This is a genomic window from Pseudarthrobacter phenanthrenivorans, assembly GCF_036455295.1.
Lineage (GTDB): Bacteria > Actinomycetota > Actinomycetes > Actinomycetales > Micrococcaceae > Arthrobacter > Arthrobacter phenanthrenivorans_C.
On the sequence record NZ_JAYXNX010000009.1, the window covers coordinates 79014 to 92499 of the forward strand.

Sequence of the window (13486 nt, forward strand, 5' to 3'; positions counted from 1 at the left end):
CCGTGCCCCCGCGCCGCAGGCCAACCGTGCAGTCAGTTCCACGCTGCCCGCACCGTGACCATCAGGAGTACTCCCATGACCACGCCCGCCGACCAGCGCCCCCTGACCATCCTGATCGCCGCCGATACCTACCCGCCGGACGTCAACGGCGCTGCCCAGTTTGGATACCGCCTGGCCAAGGGCATGACTGCCCGGGGCCACAACGTCCATGTCCTGGCGTCGCGGGACAGCAAGGGAAAGAGTTTCACCGAGTTCCGCGAGGAAGCGACCGTGCACCGGCTCCGCTCGCACCGGGCGTTCACGCACGAAAGCTTCCGTCTCTGTTTCCCCTGGGAGATCAAGAAGGACATCAGCCTTCTCTTCGACCGGGTCAAGCCGGACGTCGTACACATCCAGAGCCACTACATGATTGGCGAGCACGTTCTCTACGAGGCCGTGAAGCGCGGCGTCCGCATTGTCGCCACCAACCACTTCATGCCCGAGAACCTGAACCCCTTCCTGCCCTTCCCACAGTGGTTCAAGGACATCATCGGGCGCGTCTCCTGGAAGGACATGGGCAAGGTCATGGGCCAGGCTGACGTTGTCACCACGCCTACGCCCCTGGCTGCCAAGGCGATGCACGACCACGCCTTCCTCCGGAAGGTCCTGCCGCTCTCCAACGGCATCGACTCCGCGGCCTACGAACTGCAGCCTGGTGAGCACATAGAGCCGCACGCCCACCCAACCGTGCTCTTCGCGGGACGCCTCGCAGAGGAAAAGCACGTGGACGTGCTGATCGAAGCCATCAGCAAGACCCCGCCGCAGCTGGAAGTACACCTGGAAATCGTGGGTGGCGGGGAAGTGCGTCCCGCCCTGGAGGACCTGGTGCGCCGGCTGGGGCTTACTGACAGGGTCAAGTTCCTGGGCCTTGCCAGCGACGACGAACTGCGCACGGCGTACATCCGCGCCGACCTGTTCTGCATGCCCGGAACGGCGGAACTGCAGTCGCTGGTGACGCTGGAAGCGATGTCCGCCTCCACCCCGGTGGTCCTGGCCGATGCCATGGCCCTGCCGCACCTGGTGCGCGACGGTGAGAACGGCTACCTCTTCACGCCCAACGACAGCGACGACCTCGCCAAGAAGATCACCCAGGTCCTGGAGCTGCCCAAAGACGAACAGCGGGCCATGGGCCGGGCCAGCCGGCAGATGGTGGAGCCGCACAGCCTCCAGGGAACCCTGCAGACCTTCGAGGACCTGTACCGTGGCGCCACCTATGAGGACAAAGTGGTCTGAAGCCTTTCCCGGGTTTGCTAGAGTGTTTTTGCCCTGCCGGAGCGCGGTGCTCGAACACCTGCTCCCGGGGTTTGGGGGGCTATAGCTCAGCTGGTTAGAGCGCGGGACTCATAATCCTAAGGTCCTCGGTTCAAGTCCGAGTAGCCCTACCCCTGCTGCAAACCGCGGCCGGCGATTTTCGTCGGCCGGGGTTTTCTTGGTTAAGCCCGCTCCCTGCGGTATGTTACTGACCAGTAACATACCGTGCTCCGCCCCGTGCATGGTCACCGCCGATCATCAAAGAAGGTATTCATGGCCTCCTCAGCCGAATCCCACGAGCTTCCCTACGCGGACGGCGACTTCTTCGCCTTCGAGCAGCTTCTGTCCGGCAAGGAGCAGGACCGGCTCGCCGAAGTCCGCGACTTCCTGGCGCGCGAGGTCAGGCCGGTGGCTGTGGACTGCTGGAACCGCGGCGAGTTCCCCATGGACCTGGTGCCGAAGTTCGCCGGCCTGGACCTGGTGAGCCCGGTCCGGCGGCAGGGCTACTCCAACCTCTTCGCGGGCATGCTGCATGCCGAGGTCACCCGCGCCGACGCTTCCATTGCCACGTTCCTCGGCGTGCACGACGGCCTCTTCACTGGCTCGATCGAGCTGCTGGCGTCCCAGGAGCAAAAGGACGAGTGGCTGCCCGATATCTACGCCTTGAAAAAGATCGGCGCCTTCGGTCTGACCGAGCCCCTGGGCGGCAGCGATGTGGCAGGTGGAACACGGACCACCGCGCGCAGGGATGGTGACAGCTGGATCCTCAACGGCGCAAAGCGGTGGATTGGAAACGCGACGTTCTCCGACTGGGTCGTGGTGTACGCCCGCGATGTTGCTGACAACCAGGTCAAGGGCTTCATGGTGGATACCTCGCTGGCCGGCTTCAGCGCCACGAAGATCGAGAACAAGATCTCCCTGCGGACCGTGCAGAACGCAGACATCGTCCTGGAAGACGTGGTGGTCCCGGACCACTTCAAGCTGGCCAACGCCAACAGCTTCCGCGACGTCAACAAGGTCCTCAAGGCCACCAGGCTTTCGGTCGCCTGGCAGGCCGTGGGACTCCAGTTGGCCGCCTTCGACGTTGCCCGCCGCTACGCGGTGGAACGCCACCAGTTCGGCCGCCCCCTGGCCTCCTTCCAGCTCATCCAGGACCAGTTGGTCCGGATCCTGGGGAACACCGTCAGCTCCATGGGCATGATGGTGCGGCTCTCCCAACTGGAGGATGAGGGTGCGGCAAAGGACGAACAGTCGGCGCTGGCCAAGGCTTTCGCCACCGCGCGCATGCGGGACAGCGTGGCCCTGGGCCGCGGCATCCTGGGTGGCAACGGCATCGTGACCGACTATGAGATGGCCAAGATCTTCGCAGACGCGGAGGCCATCTACTCCTACGAGGGCACGGCCGAAATCAACACCCTGGTGACGGGCCGTGCCATCACCGGAATTTCGGCCATCGTCTAGCCGGCGGGTGGGTGCGCGGCTGCCGCGCCAGGGCCGCATGGCCGGACGGTCTAGGGTGGCCCAGGCAGCGGCAGCAGGATGGAGGGGCGGAGGTCCAGAACGAACTGAAGAGGATTGACGTAGTCCTCTCCGTCCCGGACGCCCCAGTGCAGGCACTGTGCGGCGACGCAGTGTCCCGGCAGGACGGTGCCGATCACCTGGCCCGCAGCCACAGGGGTGCCTTCAGCCAGCCTGCTGTCCACCGGTTCGAAACTGCTGCGCAGCCCGTTCCCGTGATCAATGGTGATCACGGAACGGTCCACCACCACGCCCACGAAACTCACCGTTCCCGCTGCGGGAGACCTGACCTGCGTTCCTGCGGCGTAGTCCAGGTCCACCCCGCGGTGTCCGCTGAGCCAGGGCCTGGGCGGCGGGTCGAAACCGCGCAGCACGGGCGGCCGAGGTGCCAGCGGCCACAGCCAGGAAAGCCCGGCACCCGCTGCGCCGCCCGTCGTCGTACTCTGCTGTTGGTTAGCGGCAGGGTGTTGGCTGCCGGCAGGCTGTGCCGCGGAAGGCTGCCCGTTTCCTGCGCCGCGGTACTGGAAAGCCGGCCCGGGAGTTGATGCCGCGGACGCGGGGAGCAGCAGGACCGCGGCCAGGAGGATTGGTGCTTTCATGCCCCCAGCCTGTCCGTTTAGGGGGAGCGCCGGCAGGCCCTGCGCCGGCTATGTGGACAACGGTGCGGCAGGGTCCGGCTGTCGGCTGGGCGGGGGCGCCTGTAGTACACTTGATGGAGCAGTTTGCTGCGCCCTCAACGCTTCCCGTCCCAGTGGTTCACCCCGCGGTGTGCCGCCATGTCCGGGTTTGCGTCGGCACATCTCATTCAGGAGTGTGGGGGAGCAGTGGCTGACTACGCGCATCCGGCCCTCCGGCAGCCGACGCCCCCGGCGTTGTCCATGGAGGATCGTTCTTCCTGCGGTCAGGCTTTCGGCTTGATGGGAAGAACGGGGGGTGCCAGGAGCACGGCCCGTCCGGGCCACGCTGATCAACCGTCAACTATTGGCAGGGTAAGAAGCCCCCGGGTTTTCTCATGAATGACCTGCCGGAAAATAAGGAGCGTCGGAATGCCCGTCGTAACCATGCGCCAGCTGCTTGACAGCGGCGTCCACTTTGGACACCAGACCCGCCGTTGGAACCCGAAGATGAAGCGCTTCATCTTCACCGAGCGCAACGGCATCTACATCATCGACCTGCAGCAGTCGCTGTCCTACATCGACCGCGCCTACGAGTTCGTCAAGGCCACTGTTGCCCACGGCGGCACCGTGCTGTTCGTCGGTACCAAGAAGCAGGCCCAGGAAGCAATTGCCGAGCAGGCAACCCGCGTTGGCCAGCCCTACGTCAACCAGCGTTGGCTCGGCGGTATGCTGACCAACTTCCAGACGGTTGCCAAGCGTATCCAGCGCATGAAGGAACTCGAAGAGATCGACTTCGACGACGTCGCAGGTTCCGCTTACACCAAGAAGGAACTGCTGCTCCTCAAGCGCGAGCTCACCAAGCTGGAGTCCAACCTCGGCGGTATCCGCAACCTGACCAAGGCTCCGTCCGTGCTCTGGGTTGTCGACACCAAGAAGGAACACCTCGCCGTTGACGAGGCCAAGAAGCTGAACATCCCGGTTGTGGCCATCCTGGACACCAACTGCGATCCGGACGAAGTCGACTTCCCGATCCCGGGCAACGACGACGCCATCCGCTCCGTGAACCTCCTGACCCGCGTTGTTGCCGACGCCGTTGCCGAGGGCCTGATCGCCCGCAACAACCGCGGCACCGGCGCCACCGAAGCTCCGGAAGAGCCCCTGGCTGAGTGGGAGCGCGAGCTCCTCGAAGGCAACAAGGCTGAAGCCGCTGCCGCTCCGGCAGAGACCGCTCCGGCAGAGGCCGCTGAAGCTCCGGCTGCTGCCGAGGCTCCCGCCGAAGACGCCAAGTAAGACACAAAATCCGGATTTCTCCGCGCTGTCCGCAGCCGGAGCTGCTGACAGGATGGCGGCCCACCCCGTGGGCTGCCGTCCTGTCGGTCCGTACACCACCAAACATTTCTAGACAGAGGGGTTCACATGGCGAACTACACTGCCGCGGACATCAAGGCCCTGCGCGAGCGCACCGGCGCCGGCATGATGGACGTCAAGAAGGCTCTTGACGAAGCCAACGGTGACGCCGAGAAGGCCATCGAGATCATCCGCATCAAGGGCCTCAAGGGCGCTACCAAGCGTGAAGGCCGCTCCACCGCTGAAGGCCTGGTGGCCGCCAAGGTCAGCAACGGCGTCGGCGTCATGATCGAGGTCAACTGCGAGACCGACTTCGTTGCCAAGGCTGACAAGTTCATCCAGCTGGCCGACAAGGTCCTGGCCGTCGCCGTCGAGTCCGGCGCTGCCGACCTCGAGACCCTGCTCGCCACCGACGTCGACGGCAAGCCGCTGTCCGAGGTCGTCGTCGAAGAGGGCGCCATCCTGGGCGAGAAGGTTGTTGTCCGCCGCATCTCCCGCATCGAGGGTGCAACGGTTGACGCTTACCTGCACAAGACCTCCAAGGACCTCCCGGCCCAGGTCGGCGTGCTGTTCGCAGTCGACGGTGAAGGCGAAGCCGCTTCCGCCGCCGCCCACGACGTCGCCGTCCACATCGCTGCCATGGCTCCGAACTACCTCACCCGTGAGGATGTTCCGGCCGAGCTCGTTGAGTCGGAGCGCCGCATCGCCGAGGAGACCGCCAAGGCCGAGGGCAAGCCCGAAGCCGCCCTCACCAAGATTGTGGAAGGCCGCGTGACGGGCTTCTACAAGGGTGAGGTCCTGGTTGACCAGGCATTCGCGAAGGACGCCAAGAAGTCCGTGGCACAGGTCCTCGAAGAGGCCGGTGTCAAGGGAACCGCGTTCACGCGTTTCCGCGTCGGCTCCTAGTCGAAACTGCAAGGGGGTGGCCACTTCGGTGGCCGCCCCTTTTGCATGCGCCCAATCCGCTGGAAGCCAGTCCATACGGAGCGCGGCCGGTTCCGACCACTGGATCCGGCAGGATACCCTTTTTTCGAACGTCACCAACGGGAAGGCATCATGGAAGCCGTCAACACTGTCACGAATTCAGAGAAGAGCCGGCGGCGGGTCCTCCTGAAGCTCTCGGGCGAGGTCTTCGGCGGCGGGAAACTGGGTGTCGACCCCGAAACCGTCCGCGACGTTGCCAAGCAGATCGCCGCAGCCGTCCCACAGGTCGAAGTGGCCATCGTCGTGGGCGGCGGAAACTTCTTCCGCGGCGCTGAACTGTCCCAGAGCGGCATGGACCGCTCACGTGCCGACTATATGGGCATGCTCGGAACGGTCATGAACTGCCTGGCCCTCCAGGACTTCCTGGAGCAGGCAGGCGTGGAAACCCGCGTCCAGAGCGCCATCACCATGGGCCAGGTGGCCGAGGCCTACATCCCGCGCCGGGCCATCCGCCACATGGAAAAGGGCCGCGTCGTGATCTTCGGCGCAGGCGCCGGCCTGCCGTATTTCTCCACCGACACCGTGGCAGCCCAGCGCGCCCTGGAAGTCCACGCGGACGTGGTCCTCATGGCCAAGAGCGGGGTGGACGCCGTCTACACCGCGGACCCCAAGAAGGACCCCACCGCCGAGCGGCTGGAAACCCTCAGCTACGATGACGCCCTGCGCCGCGACATCCGCGTCATGGACCAGACAGCCATGACCATGTGCAAGGACAACAACCTCTCCATGGTGGTCTTCGGCATGGAGGGTGAAGGCAACGTCACCCGCGCCATCCTTGGCGAGAAGCTGGGCACCCTGGTCACCGCCTAGCTGCGGCTAGGATGATTTCAGGACAGTTCCATCCCCGCCCGCCCCGGCGGGGATGGAACCAGCAACAAAGAACCGCGTGAGTGCATAAACCGGCGTCCCGGACCGCACCAGAACCGTCAGGAGAGACCGTGATCGAAGAAACCTTGCTCGAAGCCGAAGAAAAGATGGACAAGGCGGTTGAGGTAGCCAAGGAAGACTTCGCTTCCGTCCGCACCGGCCGTGCCAACCCCGGCCTGTACAACAAGGTCCTGGTGGACTACTACGGTTCGCCCACCCCGCTGCAGCAGCTGGCCTCGTTTGCCATCCCGGACGCCCGGACCATCCTGATCACCCCGTTCGACAAGTCCGCCATGCGTGACATCGAACGTGCCCTGAGCGACTCCGAGGTCGGCGCCAACCCGTCCAACGACGGCAACGTCATCAGGATCACCATTCCTGAACTGACCAAGGAACGCCGCAAGGAGTACGTCAAGATCGTCAAGACCAAGGGCGAGGACGCGAAGGTCTCCATCCGCAACATCCGCCGCAAGGCCAAGGAGACCCTGGACCGCCTGGTGAAGGACGGCGAAGCCGGAGAAGACGAAGGCACCCGCGCGGAGAAGGAACTGGACAGCCTCACCAAGGCCCACGTGGACGGCATCGACGAGCTGCTCAAGCGCAAGGAAGCAGAGCTGCTCGAAGTCTGATGGGCCAGGCAGATCAGGCCCCGGCAGCCAGGGCGCGCACACGGGGGAAGCAGCCCAGGAGTAACCCGACGCCAAAGGCCGGGCGGAACCTGCCCGCCGCCGTCGCGGTGGGCCTGGCCATGCTCGTGGCAGTGCTGGGCGGCCTGCTGTTCCTCCCGCTGGCGTTCGTAGCCATCGTCACGGCCTTCGCCGTCTTCGGCGTCTGGGAGGTTTACCGGGCCCTGGAAGCCAACGGCACCAGGATGCCGATCGTGCCGGTGATGACCGGGACGGTGGCCCTGCCGTTCGCCGCCTACTTCGGCGGAATCGAGAGCCAGCTTTTTGCCCTCCTGCTCAGCGCGGTGGCGGTCCTTTTGTGGCGTTCGATCGAAAGCGCCGCCGGATCGGCCAACAGTATTTTCGCGGGCGTCTTCACCCTGGGCTGGGTACCGTTCTTCATCAGCTTTGCAGCACTGCCACTGCACGCGGCCGGCACGACGCCGCTGGGGCTTTGGCCCGGCGGCCTGGCTCCCATCGGGGCGTGGGAGATCGCCGTCATGCTGCTGCTGGTGGTCTCCAACGACACCTTCGGCTATTTGGTGGGTGCCTCCCTTGGGAAGCACCCGATGGCGCCGAAAATCAGCCCTAAGAAGTCCTGGGAGGGGTTCGCGGGCTCGGTGGGTGGCGCCGTGATCATCGGCATCCTGGCAGCCATCTTCGTGCTGGACAAGCCGTGGTGGGTTGGCCTGGTCCTGGCCGTGGGAACCGTGGCAGCGGCCACCGCCGGCGACCTCGCCGAGTCCATGGTCAAGCGAGAACTCGGCGTCAAGGACATGAGCAGCATCCTGCCCGGGCACGGGGGAGTGATGGACCGGCTGGACTCCATCGTCTTCGCCTCACCGGTGGCCTTTATCCTGTACGGACTGGTGGCCGGCGCATAACCTCTGCCCGGCGTACCCGGGCACCTGACACAAACAGGGTCCGGCGCGGGCGCACCACGCCCGGCACCCTAAACTGGTGCGGAAGCACTACGGCTGAAGAGCATTGAAGGAATCGAAGTGGCATTGGACATTCATCGGCAGATCCCTGCGTCCTTTGAGCGCGTGCAGCGCAATGAGTACGGCTACAACGCCCGGCAGGTGGACCAGTTCCTGCAGCGGGCCCGGGTCTCCCTGGAAACGCCTGAAGCCGCCACCGATCCCGTCAACAGCACCGACGTGAGGGCCGTGTCCTTCGACCCCGTCAAGGGCGGCTACTCGGCCGCCGTAGTGGACGCCGCGCTGGACCGGCTGGAGGACGCCTTCGCCCGGAGGGAACGCGACGAGCTGATTGCAGCCCGCGGCGAGGACGCCTGGCTGCGCGAGATCGGCAACCTTTCCGGCATCCTTCGCGGCCGGCTGCACCGGCCGGACGGGGAGCGCTTCCGCCGGCCCACCAGGAACAAGGCCCGCAGCTACAACACGGACGACGTCGACCGGCTGTGCCGCGAACTCGTTGCCTACCTCGAGCAGGACAAGCCGTTGAGCGTGGACAGCGTGCGCCGCGCCGTCTTCCGCCCCGCAGTTGGGCGTGAGGGCTACGAGGAATCGCAGGTCGATGCCTTCCTGGACCGGGTTGTGGAACTGATGGCTGCCATCGACTGACCTGCTGCGGAAGCAGGCCGCTTACGCCCCGGACGGAGGGGTGGGGGACAGCGGCGTGAACCGGCGCCAAATAGTGCGGTAGCTCCGGTAACCCTGTACGGCGGACACCGCAAAGAACCCGCCTCCGCACAGGGCAGCCGTTACCGCGGCCGGTGCCGTACCGGCGCCAGCCAGCGTGACCAGCAGGCCGGCAAGGATGGCAATCAAGGCGGCGTTCGCCGTCGTCATGAAGATCATGCTGCTTCCCGCCACGTGGCTGAAGCTGCCACGGTGACCAAAAAAGTAGTAGGTCTGGACGGAACCGGCCTGGTCGTCGTGGTGTGCCGCCATCAGGTACGGGGCCACGCCTGGGTCCAGGTCCACGTATGCGGCCCGCAGCCTGTTCATCGCGGTGACGTACATCAGGTCCTCGTGGGCCACATTCATTACCCTGAGCTGCGTCAGGAGCCCGATAGCGGCGTCGATGAAAAGGACAACCACAGCCAGCAGGACGAAGGCATCCGAAAATCCGGTTGCCTGCCCCACCAGTGCCACACTGACCACGCTGGCCGAGGTGAAGGTGAGGAACATGCTGATGCGGGTCAGCACCTCGGCCTGGGCCGTGCTGCGCGATGCCAGCAGCCCCCAGTGTTCCGTGGCGAGCAGCTGGGCCCGCACGGAGGCAGGAACCCCTGGGGCCTGCCGGGAGGCGTTGTGGTGGGAGCCGTGCTGGCTGGACACGGCGCCGTCCTCCATGGACATGGCGCTATTGTCCTCCTGATCACCTCTCGGTCGCCAGCGGCCGTTCCGGAGTGTGGAGGCGGGTCATGATCCGCGGCATCGTGGCTGGAATCCGGTGCGCGGTGGCCTTGGAAACAGTGACCATCACGGCGAAAGCGGTGGGCACGCTCCACGCTGCAGGCTGCGCAAGCCAGGCCGGCGCAAGGTCCGAACCGGACACGGCCCCGGCGATCATCGCCCCGCCGCACAGCATCCCGCCGGTCACCATGCCGGCAATGGCCCCGGCATCCGTCAGGCCCCGCCACCAGATCCCCAGCAACAAAACCGGGCACACCGTGGAGGCGGTGAAGGCGAAGACAAGGCCCACGCTTCCGGCCAGCGCCAGGGACCCGGTCATGAAGGCAAAACCAAGGGGGACGACGGCGGACACCACGGCCGCGAGCCGGAATCCCCGCACTCCGCCGCCCAGGACGTCCTGGCTGATGACGCCGGCCAGGGACACCACCAGGCCCGAGGTGGTGGACAGGAATGCGGCGAACGCCCCGGCCACCACCAGCGCGGAAAGCAGGTCGCCCGGAACCCCGCCGACGAGTTCGCCGGGCAGCCGCAGGACCATGGCGTCCGGTTGTCCCGAACGGGCAAGCCCGGGGGCGAACATACGTGCCACCAGGCCGTAGGCGGTGGGGAAGAGGTAGAACACGGACAACAGCCCCAGGACGATCAGGGTGGTCCGCCGGGCGGACTGGCCGTCCGGGTTGGTGTAGAAACGCACCAGCACGTGCGGCAGCCCCAAAGTGCCGAACAGCAGCGCCACCAGCAGGGAGACGTTCTGGTACAGGCCGGCCGGCGGCACCCCCGTGGGGTTGGCCGCGGGCAGGGACTGCGGCTCGGTGCCTTGCCCGGCCAACACGAAAATGATGAACAGGATGGGCACGGCCAGCGCCGTCAGCTTGAGCCAGTACTGGAATGCCTGGACAAAGGTAATGGAACGCATCCCTCCGGCCACCACCGTGAGGCACACCACCACCACGACCGCCACCGACCCCACCCAGGACGGCAGGCCGGTGGCGATGTGGATGGTCAGCGCGGCGCCGTGGAGCTGCGGCACGATGTACAGCCACCCCACCATCACCACCACCAGGCTGGTCACCCGCCGCACCGTCCGGGACGAGAGGCGGGATTCGGTGAAGTCGGGAATGGTATAGGCTCCGGACCGCCGCAGCGGGGCGGCGACGAAGAGCAGCAGCATCAGGTAGCCGGCGGTGTAGCCCACGGGGAACCAGAGCGCGTCGGTCCCGGATAACAGGATGAGGCCGGCCACGCCCAGGAAGCTGGCGGCAGACAGGTACTCCCCGCCGATGGCCGATGCGTTCCACCAGGGCCGCACCGTCCGCGAGGCGACGTAGAAGTCACCCGTGGTGCGCGAGACCCTCAGCCCGTAGAAACCAATGATGGCGGTGGCCAGGGACACCACTGTGACGGCCGTGATGGCCAGGCCGGCGTTCACCCGGTCATCACTGTTCCCCGGCCAGGTCCCGGTACCGGGCCTCATTGCGCGCCGCGGTCCTGACGTACAGCCATGCGCTCAGCCCGATCACGGGGTAGATGCCGGCGCCCAGCAGCAGCCAGCCAAAGGGGATCCCGGCGATCCGCGCGTCGGCCAGCCCGGGAACAAGCACCAGGACCACCGGGAACGCGGCGAGGATCAGCAGGAAGCCGCCGGCCACCACCAGGGCCAGCCGCAGCTGGGACCGGATCAGTGACCGGACAAATACCTGGCCCACGTCGGAGTCCTGGGCGGCTTCGCGGGACTCCAGGGGACGGGGCACACCACGGGCAGGCGTGCCGGGGGAGGCAAGAGGGGCCGTGACCCGGACCCGGGTCATGCGTGCGGCCTGATCCTGGTGGCCTCCAGCTTCTCCCGCACGATCGGCAGGTGGCGCCGGCTGATGGGCAGGCCCGCGCCGGCCACCGTGACGCGGGGTCCGTCGGCCGCCAGCTTCATCGAGGACACGTGCTTGAGGGCCACCAAATAGGAACGGTGCGTACGGATGAAGCCGGCATCAGCCCATTGCTGTTCCAGGTCCGCCAGCGGCACCCGGATGAGGTAGCTGGCATCCGCGGTGTGCAGCCGGGCGTAGTCGCCCTGGGCCTGGACGTAGGTGACGTCGTCGCGGCGGATCATCCTGGTGGTCCCGCCCTGGTCAACCGTGATCATCTCAGGCGCCGTCCCGCCGTCGCGCAGTTCACTGATGCGTCCCACGGACCGGGCAAGCCGCTCAGCGCGGACAGGTTTGAGCAGGTAGTCCACGGCGGCGAGTTCGAAAGCGGCCAGCGCGTGGTCCTCGTCAGCGGTGACGAACACAACGGCCGGCAGATTGCTGCTCCGGGCGATGGCGCCGGCAATGTCCAGTCCGGACACCGCGGGCATGTGGATGTCCAGGAATACGGCGTCGATGCCGCCGGCGGACAGGGCCGTGAGGGCTTCGGCCCCGGACGTGGCCCGCGCCACCTTTCCGATGCGCTCGTCCCTGCCCAGCAGGAAGGCCAGTTCCTCCACGGCGGGCAGCTCATCATCAACGACGAGGACGTTAATCATGCTCCTAGGGTACTTCCAGCGGCAGGGGCTGCTTCACGCATCATGGCCGGGCTGGGACTTCGGAACGCGCATGGTGATCAGCGTTCCCTCCCCGGGGGCCGTTTCGACCACCAGGCCGTGGTCGTTGCCGTACACCTGCCGGAGGCGTGCATCAACGTTCCGCAGCCCCACGTGGTCGCCGTCGGTGTGGCCGGCCAGGACCGAGCGGAGCTGCTCCGGATCCATGCCCACACCGTCGTCCTCGATGGTGACCTCAGCGAACGCACCGGCGTCCTCCGCCGTGATGCTGATATGCCCGGGCCCCGCCTTGGCCTCGAGCCCATGGCGGACGGCGTTTTCCACCAGCGGCTGGAGGCTGAGGAAGGGGATGACGGTGCTCAGGACTTCAGGTGCCACCCGCAGGCTCACCTGCACGCGGTCCCCGAACCGGGCACGCTCCAGGAGCAGGTAGCGGTCGATGCAACGGAGTTCCTCCGCAAGCGTGGTGAAGTCCCCGTGGCGACGGAACGAGTAGCGGGTGAAGTCGGCGAACTCCACCACAAGCTCCCTTGCGCGCTCCGGATCGGTGTTGATGAAGGATGCGATGGCGTTGAGCGAGTTGTAGATGAAGTGCGGGCTGATCTGGGCCCGAAGTGCGCGGACTTCCGCTTCCATCAACAGCGTGCGGGACGCGTCCAGCTCCGCGAGTTCCACCTGAACGGCCACCCAGTCGGCCACTTCCCCCGTCGCCCGTACCAGGCCTGCCCCCGCGGCAGGGGCGAAGGCGGCCACAGCTCCCACCACGCGGGTGCCGGCCCGCACCGGCGCGATGACCCCGGCGAGATGGCCGCCGGTCCCGCCGGCTCCCGGGGAGAGCACGGCCGTGCGCCCGGATGCCAGGACATCCGCGGCGAGTTCCATGAGGCGCGGCCTGATGTCTTCGGCGCCCCCGTCCCAGGCCAGGACCCCTGCGCTGTCCGTAATCGCCAGGGCGTCGCAGGCCAGCAGGGCGCGCAGCTGGCGGCTGGCCTTCGATGCGCCGGCCGGGTTCAGGCCGCGCCGCAGGTGCTGCCCGGCCTGCGATGCCGCGTGCAGCGTGTGGTACGTGGCGCGCTCGGCGTCGGTGCCCAGCTCCCGGAAGGAGCGGAGTACCTTCAGGCCCACGCCGACGACGACGGCAATCGCCATGGCGATCACTGCCACGGCTGCGGCGGTGAGGAGGGGGGAATCCGGCATGCGCCCAGCGTAGCGGCGGCTGCCGCTTGCCGCAGCATCGCGACCGTTGAGCGACAGTGGGGAGCGAAGTGCTGGAAC

14 protein-coding genes and 1 tRNA gene are annotated in these 13486 nt (G+C 66.6%); 9 read left to right on the plus strand and 6 right to left on the minus strand.

The annotated features are described in order from the left end of the window. Positions 1-75 precede the first annotated feature (75 nt). The 3 genes from VXJ37_RS13115 (at position 76) to VXJ37_RS13125 (ending at position 2751) form a co-directional block, all read left to right on the plus strand. Positions 76-1272 carry a glycosyltransferase gene (locus VXJ37_RS13115; protein WP_331323463.1) on the plus strand — a complete coding sequence of 399 codons (1197 nt, stop codon included), beginning with the start codon at positions 76-78 and terminating at the stop codon, positions 1270-1272. Between the two features lie 75 nt (positions 1273-1347). Beyond that, positions 1348-1421: transfer RNA gene (locus VXJ37_RS13120), tRNA-Ile, on the plus strand. 142 nt (positions 1422-1563) lie between these two features. Continuing rightward, positions 1564-2751, plus strand: a complete 1188-nt coding sequence (locus tag VXJ37_RS13125; RefSeq protein WP_331323464.1) for an acyl-CoA dehydrogenase family protein — start codon at positions 1564-1566, stop codon at positions 2749-2751. Between the two features lie 50 nt (positions 2752-2801). On the opposite strand, the gene VXJ37_RS13130 is transcribed toward VXJ37_RS13125, so the two are convergent. After that, a complete protein-coding gene (locus VXJ37_RS13130) occupies positions 2802-3407 on the minus strand; it encodes a M23 family metallopeptidase (protein WP_331323466.1) in 606 nt (201 codons plus the stop codon). 447 nt (positions 3408-3854) lie between these two features. Between VXJ37_RS13130 and rpsB the strand changes: the two genes are divergently transcribed. The 6 genes from rpsB to VXJ37_RS13160 all read left to right on the plus strand — a co-directional run bounded on the left by rpsB (position 3855) and on the right by VXJ37_RS13160 (position 8874). Next, positions 3855-4715, plus strand: a complete 861-nt coding sequence (gene rpsB, locus VXJ37_RS13135; protein WP_331323468.1) for a 30S ribosomal protein S2 — start codon at positions 3855-3857, stop codon at positions 4713-4715. A 126-nt stretch (positions 4716-4841) separates the two neighbouring features. Beyond that, the gene (gene tsf / locus VXJ37_RS13140) at positions 4842-5678 is read left to right on the plus strand and encodes a translation elongation factor Ts (RefSeq protein ID WP_331323469.1); all 837 of its coding nucleotides are present in this window, start codon (positions 4842-4844) and stop codon (positions 5676-5678) included. Between the two features lie 150 nt (positions 5679-5828). After that, on the plus strand, positions 5829-6566 hold the full coding sequence (pyrH, locus tag VXJ37_RS13145; RefSeq protein WP_331323470.1) for a UMP kinase: 738 nt from the start codon (positions 5829-5831) through the stop codon (positions 6564-6566). A 128-nt stretch (positions 6567-6694) separates the two neighbouring features. Continuing rightward, positions 6695-7252, plus strand: coding sequence for a ribosome recycling factor (frr, locus tag VXJ37_RS13150; RefSeq protein ID WP_141940725.1), 558 nt, complete (start codon positions 6695-6697; stop codon positions 7250-7252). Then, complete coding sequence (locus VXJ37_RS13155) at positions 7252-8172, plus strand: phosphatidate cytidylyltransferase (RefSeq protein WP_331323473.1); 921 nt, start codon at positions 7252-7254, stop codon at positions 8170-8172. The genes frr and VXJ37_RS13155 overlap by 1 nt, the downstream gene beginning before the upstream one ends. A gap of 117 nt (positions 8173-8289) precedes the next feature. Then, positions 8290-8874 carry a DivIVA domain-containing protein gene (locus VXJ37_RS13160; RefSeq protein WP_307303538.1) on the plus strand — a complete coding sequence of 195 codons (585 nt, stop codon included), beginning with the start codon at positions 8290-8292 and terminating at the stop codon, positions 8872-8874. A gap of 21 nt (positions 8875-8895) precedes the next feature. Here VXJ37_RS13160 and VXJ37_RS13165 read toward each other — a convergent pair whose 3' ends face one another. Genes VXJ37_RS13165 through VXJ37_RS13185 form a run of 5 tightly spaced genes read right to left on the minus strand, consistent with a single transcriptional unit; the run spans position 8896 to position 13408 of the window. After that, positions 8896-9615 carry a hypothetical protein gene (locus tag VXJ37_RS13165; RefSeq protein WP_331323478.1) on the minus strand — a complete coding sequence of 240 codons (720 nt, stop codon included), beginning with the start codon at positions 9613-9615 and terminating at the stop codon, positions 8896-8898. Positions 9616-9634: 19 nt separating this feature from the next. Beyond that, positions 9635-11101 (minus strand): sodium/solute symporter, encoded by a 1467-nt coding sequence (locus VXJ37_RS13170; RefSeq protein WP_331323592.1) that lies wholly within the window; start codon positions 11099-11101, stop codon positions 9635-9637. Positions 11102-11108: 7 nt separating this feature from the next. Next, positions 11109-11480, minus strand: a complete 372-nt coding sequence (locus VXJ37_RS13175; protein WP_307303541.1) for a hypothetical protein — start codon at positions 11478-11480, stop codon at positions 11109-11111. Further along, complete coding sequence (locus tag VXJ37_RS13180) at positions 11477-12193, minus strand: LytR/AlgR family response regulator transcription factor (RefSeq protein WP_331323479.1); 717 nt, start codon at positions 12191-12193, stop codon at positions 11477-11479. Before VXJ37_RS13180 ends, VXJ37_RS13175 begins: the two co-directional genes overlap by 4 nt. A 33-nt stretch (positions 12194-12226) precedes the next feature. Continuing rightward, entirely contained in the window at positions 12227-13408 is a 1182-nt protein-coding gene (locus VXJ37_RS13185) for a sensor histidine kinase (RefSeq protein ID WP_331323480.1), read from the minus strand. Between the last annotated feature and the right edge of the window lie 78 nt (positions 13409-13486).

Bases quoted from the DNA above. Each gene is read 5' to 3' on its own strand.
- VXJ37_RS13165 (WP_331323478.1), bottom strand. From the start codon at position 9,615: ATGTCCATGGAGGACGGCGCCGTGTCCAGCCAGCACGGCTCCCACCAC.
- VXJ37_RS13180 (WP_331323479.1), bottom strand. From the start codon at position 12,193: ATGATTAACGTCCTCGTCGTTGATGATGAGCTGCCCGCCGTGGAGGAA.
- rpsB (WP_331323468.1), top strand. From the start codon at position 3,855: ATGCCCGTCGTAACCATGCGCCAGCTGCTTGACAGCGGCGTCCACTTT.
- VXJ37_RS13155 (WP_331323473.1), top strand. From the start codon at position 7,252: ATGGGCCAGGCAGATCAGGCCCCGGCAGCCAGGGCGCGCACACGGGGG.
- VXJ37_RS13115 (WP_331323463.1), top strand. From the start codon at position 76: ATGACCACGCCCGCCGACCAGCGCCCCCTGACCATCCTGATCGCCGCC.
- VXJ37_RS13125 (WP_331323464.1), top strand. From the start codon at position 1,564: ATGGCCTCCTCAGCCGAATCCCACGAGCTTCCCTACGCGGACGGCGAC.
- pyrH (WP_331323470.1), top strand. From the start codon at position 5,829: ATGGAAGCCGTCAACACTGTCACGAATTCAGAGAAGAGCCGGCGGCGG.
- tsf (WP_331323469.1), top strand. From the start codon at position 4,842: ATGGCGAACTACACTGCCGCGGACATCAAGGCCCTGCGCGAGCGCACC.
- VXJ37_RS13185 (WP_331323480.1), bottom strand. From the start codon at position 13,408: ATGCCGGATTCCCCCCTCCTCACCGCCGCAGCCGTGGCAGTGATCGCC.
- VXJ37_RS13130 (WP_331323466.1), bottom strand. From the start codon at position 3,407: ATGAAAGCACCAATCCTCCTGGCCGCGGTCCTGCTGCTCCCCGCGTCC.
- VXJ37_RS13175 (WP_307303541.1), bottom strand. From the start codon at position 11,480: ATGACCCGGGTCCGGGTCACGGCCCCTCTTGCCTCCCCCGGCACGCCT.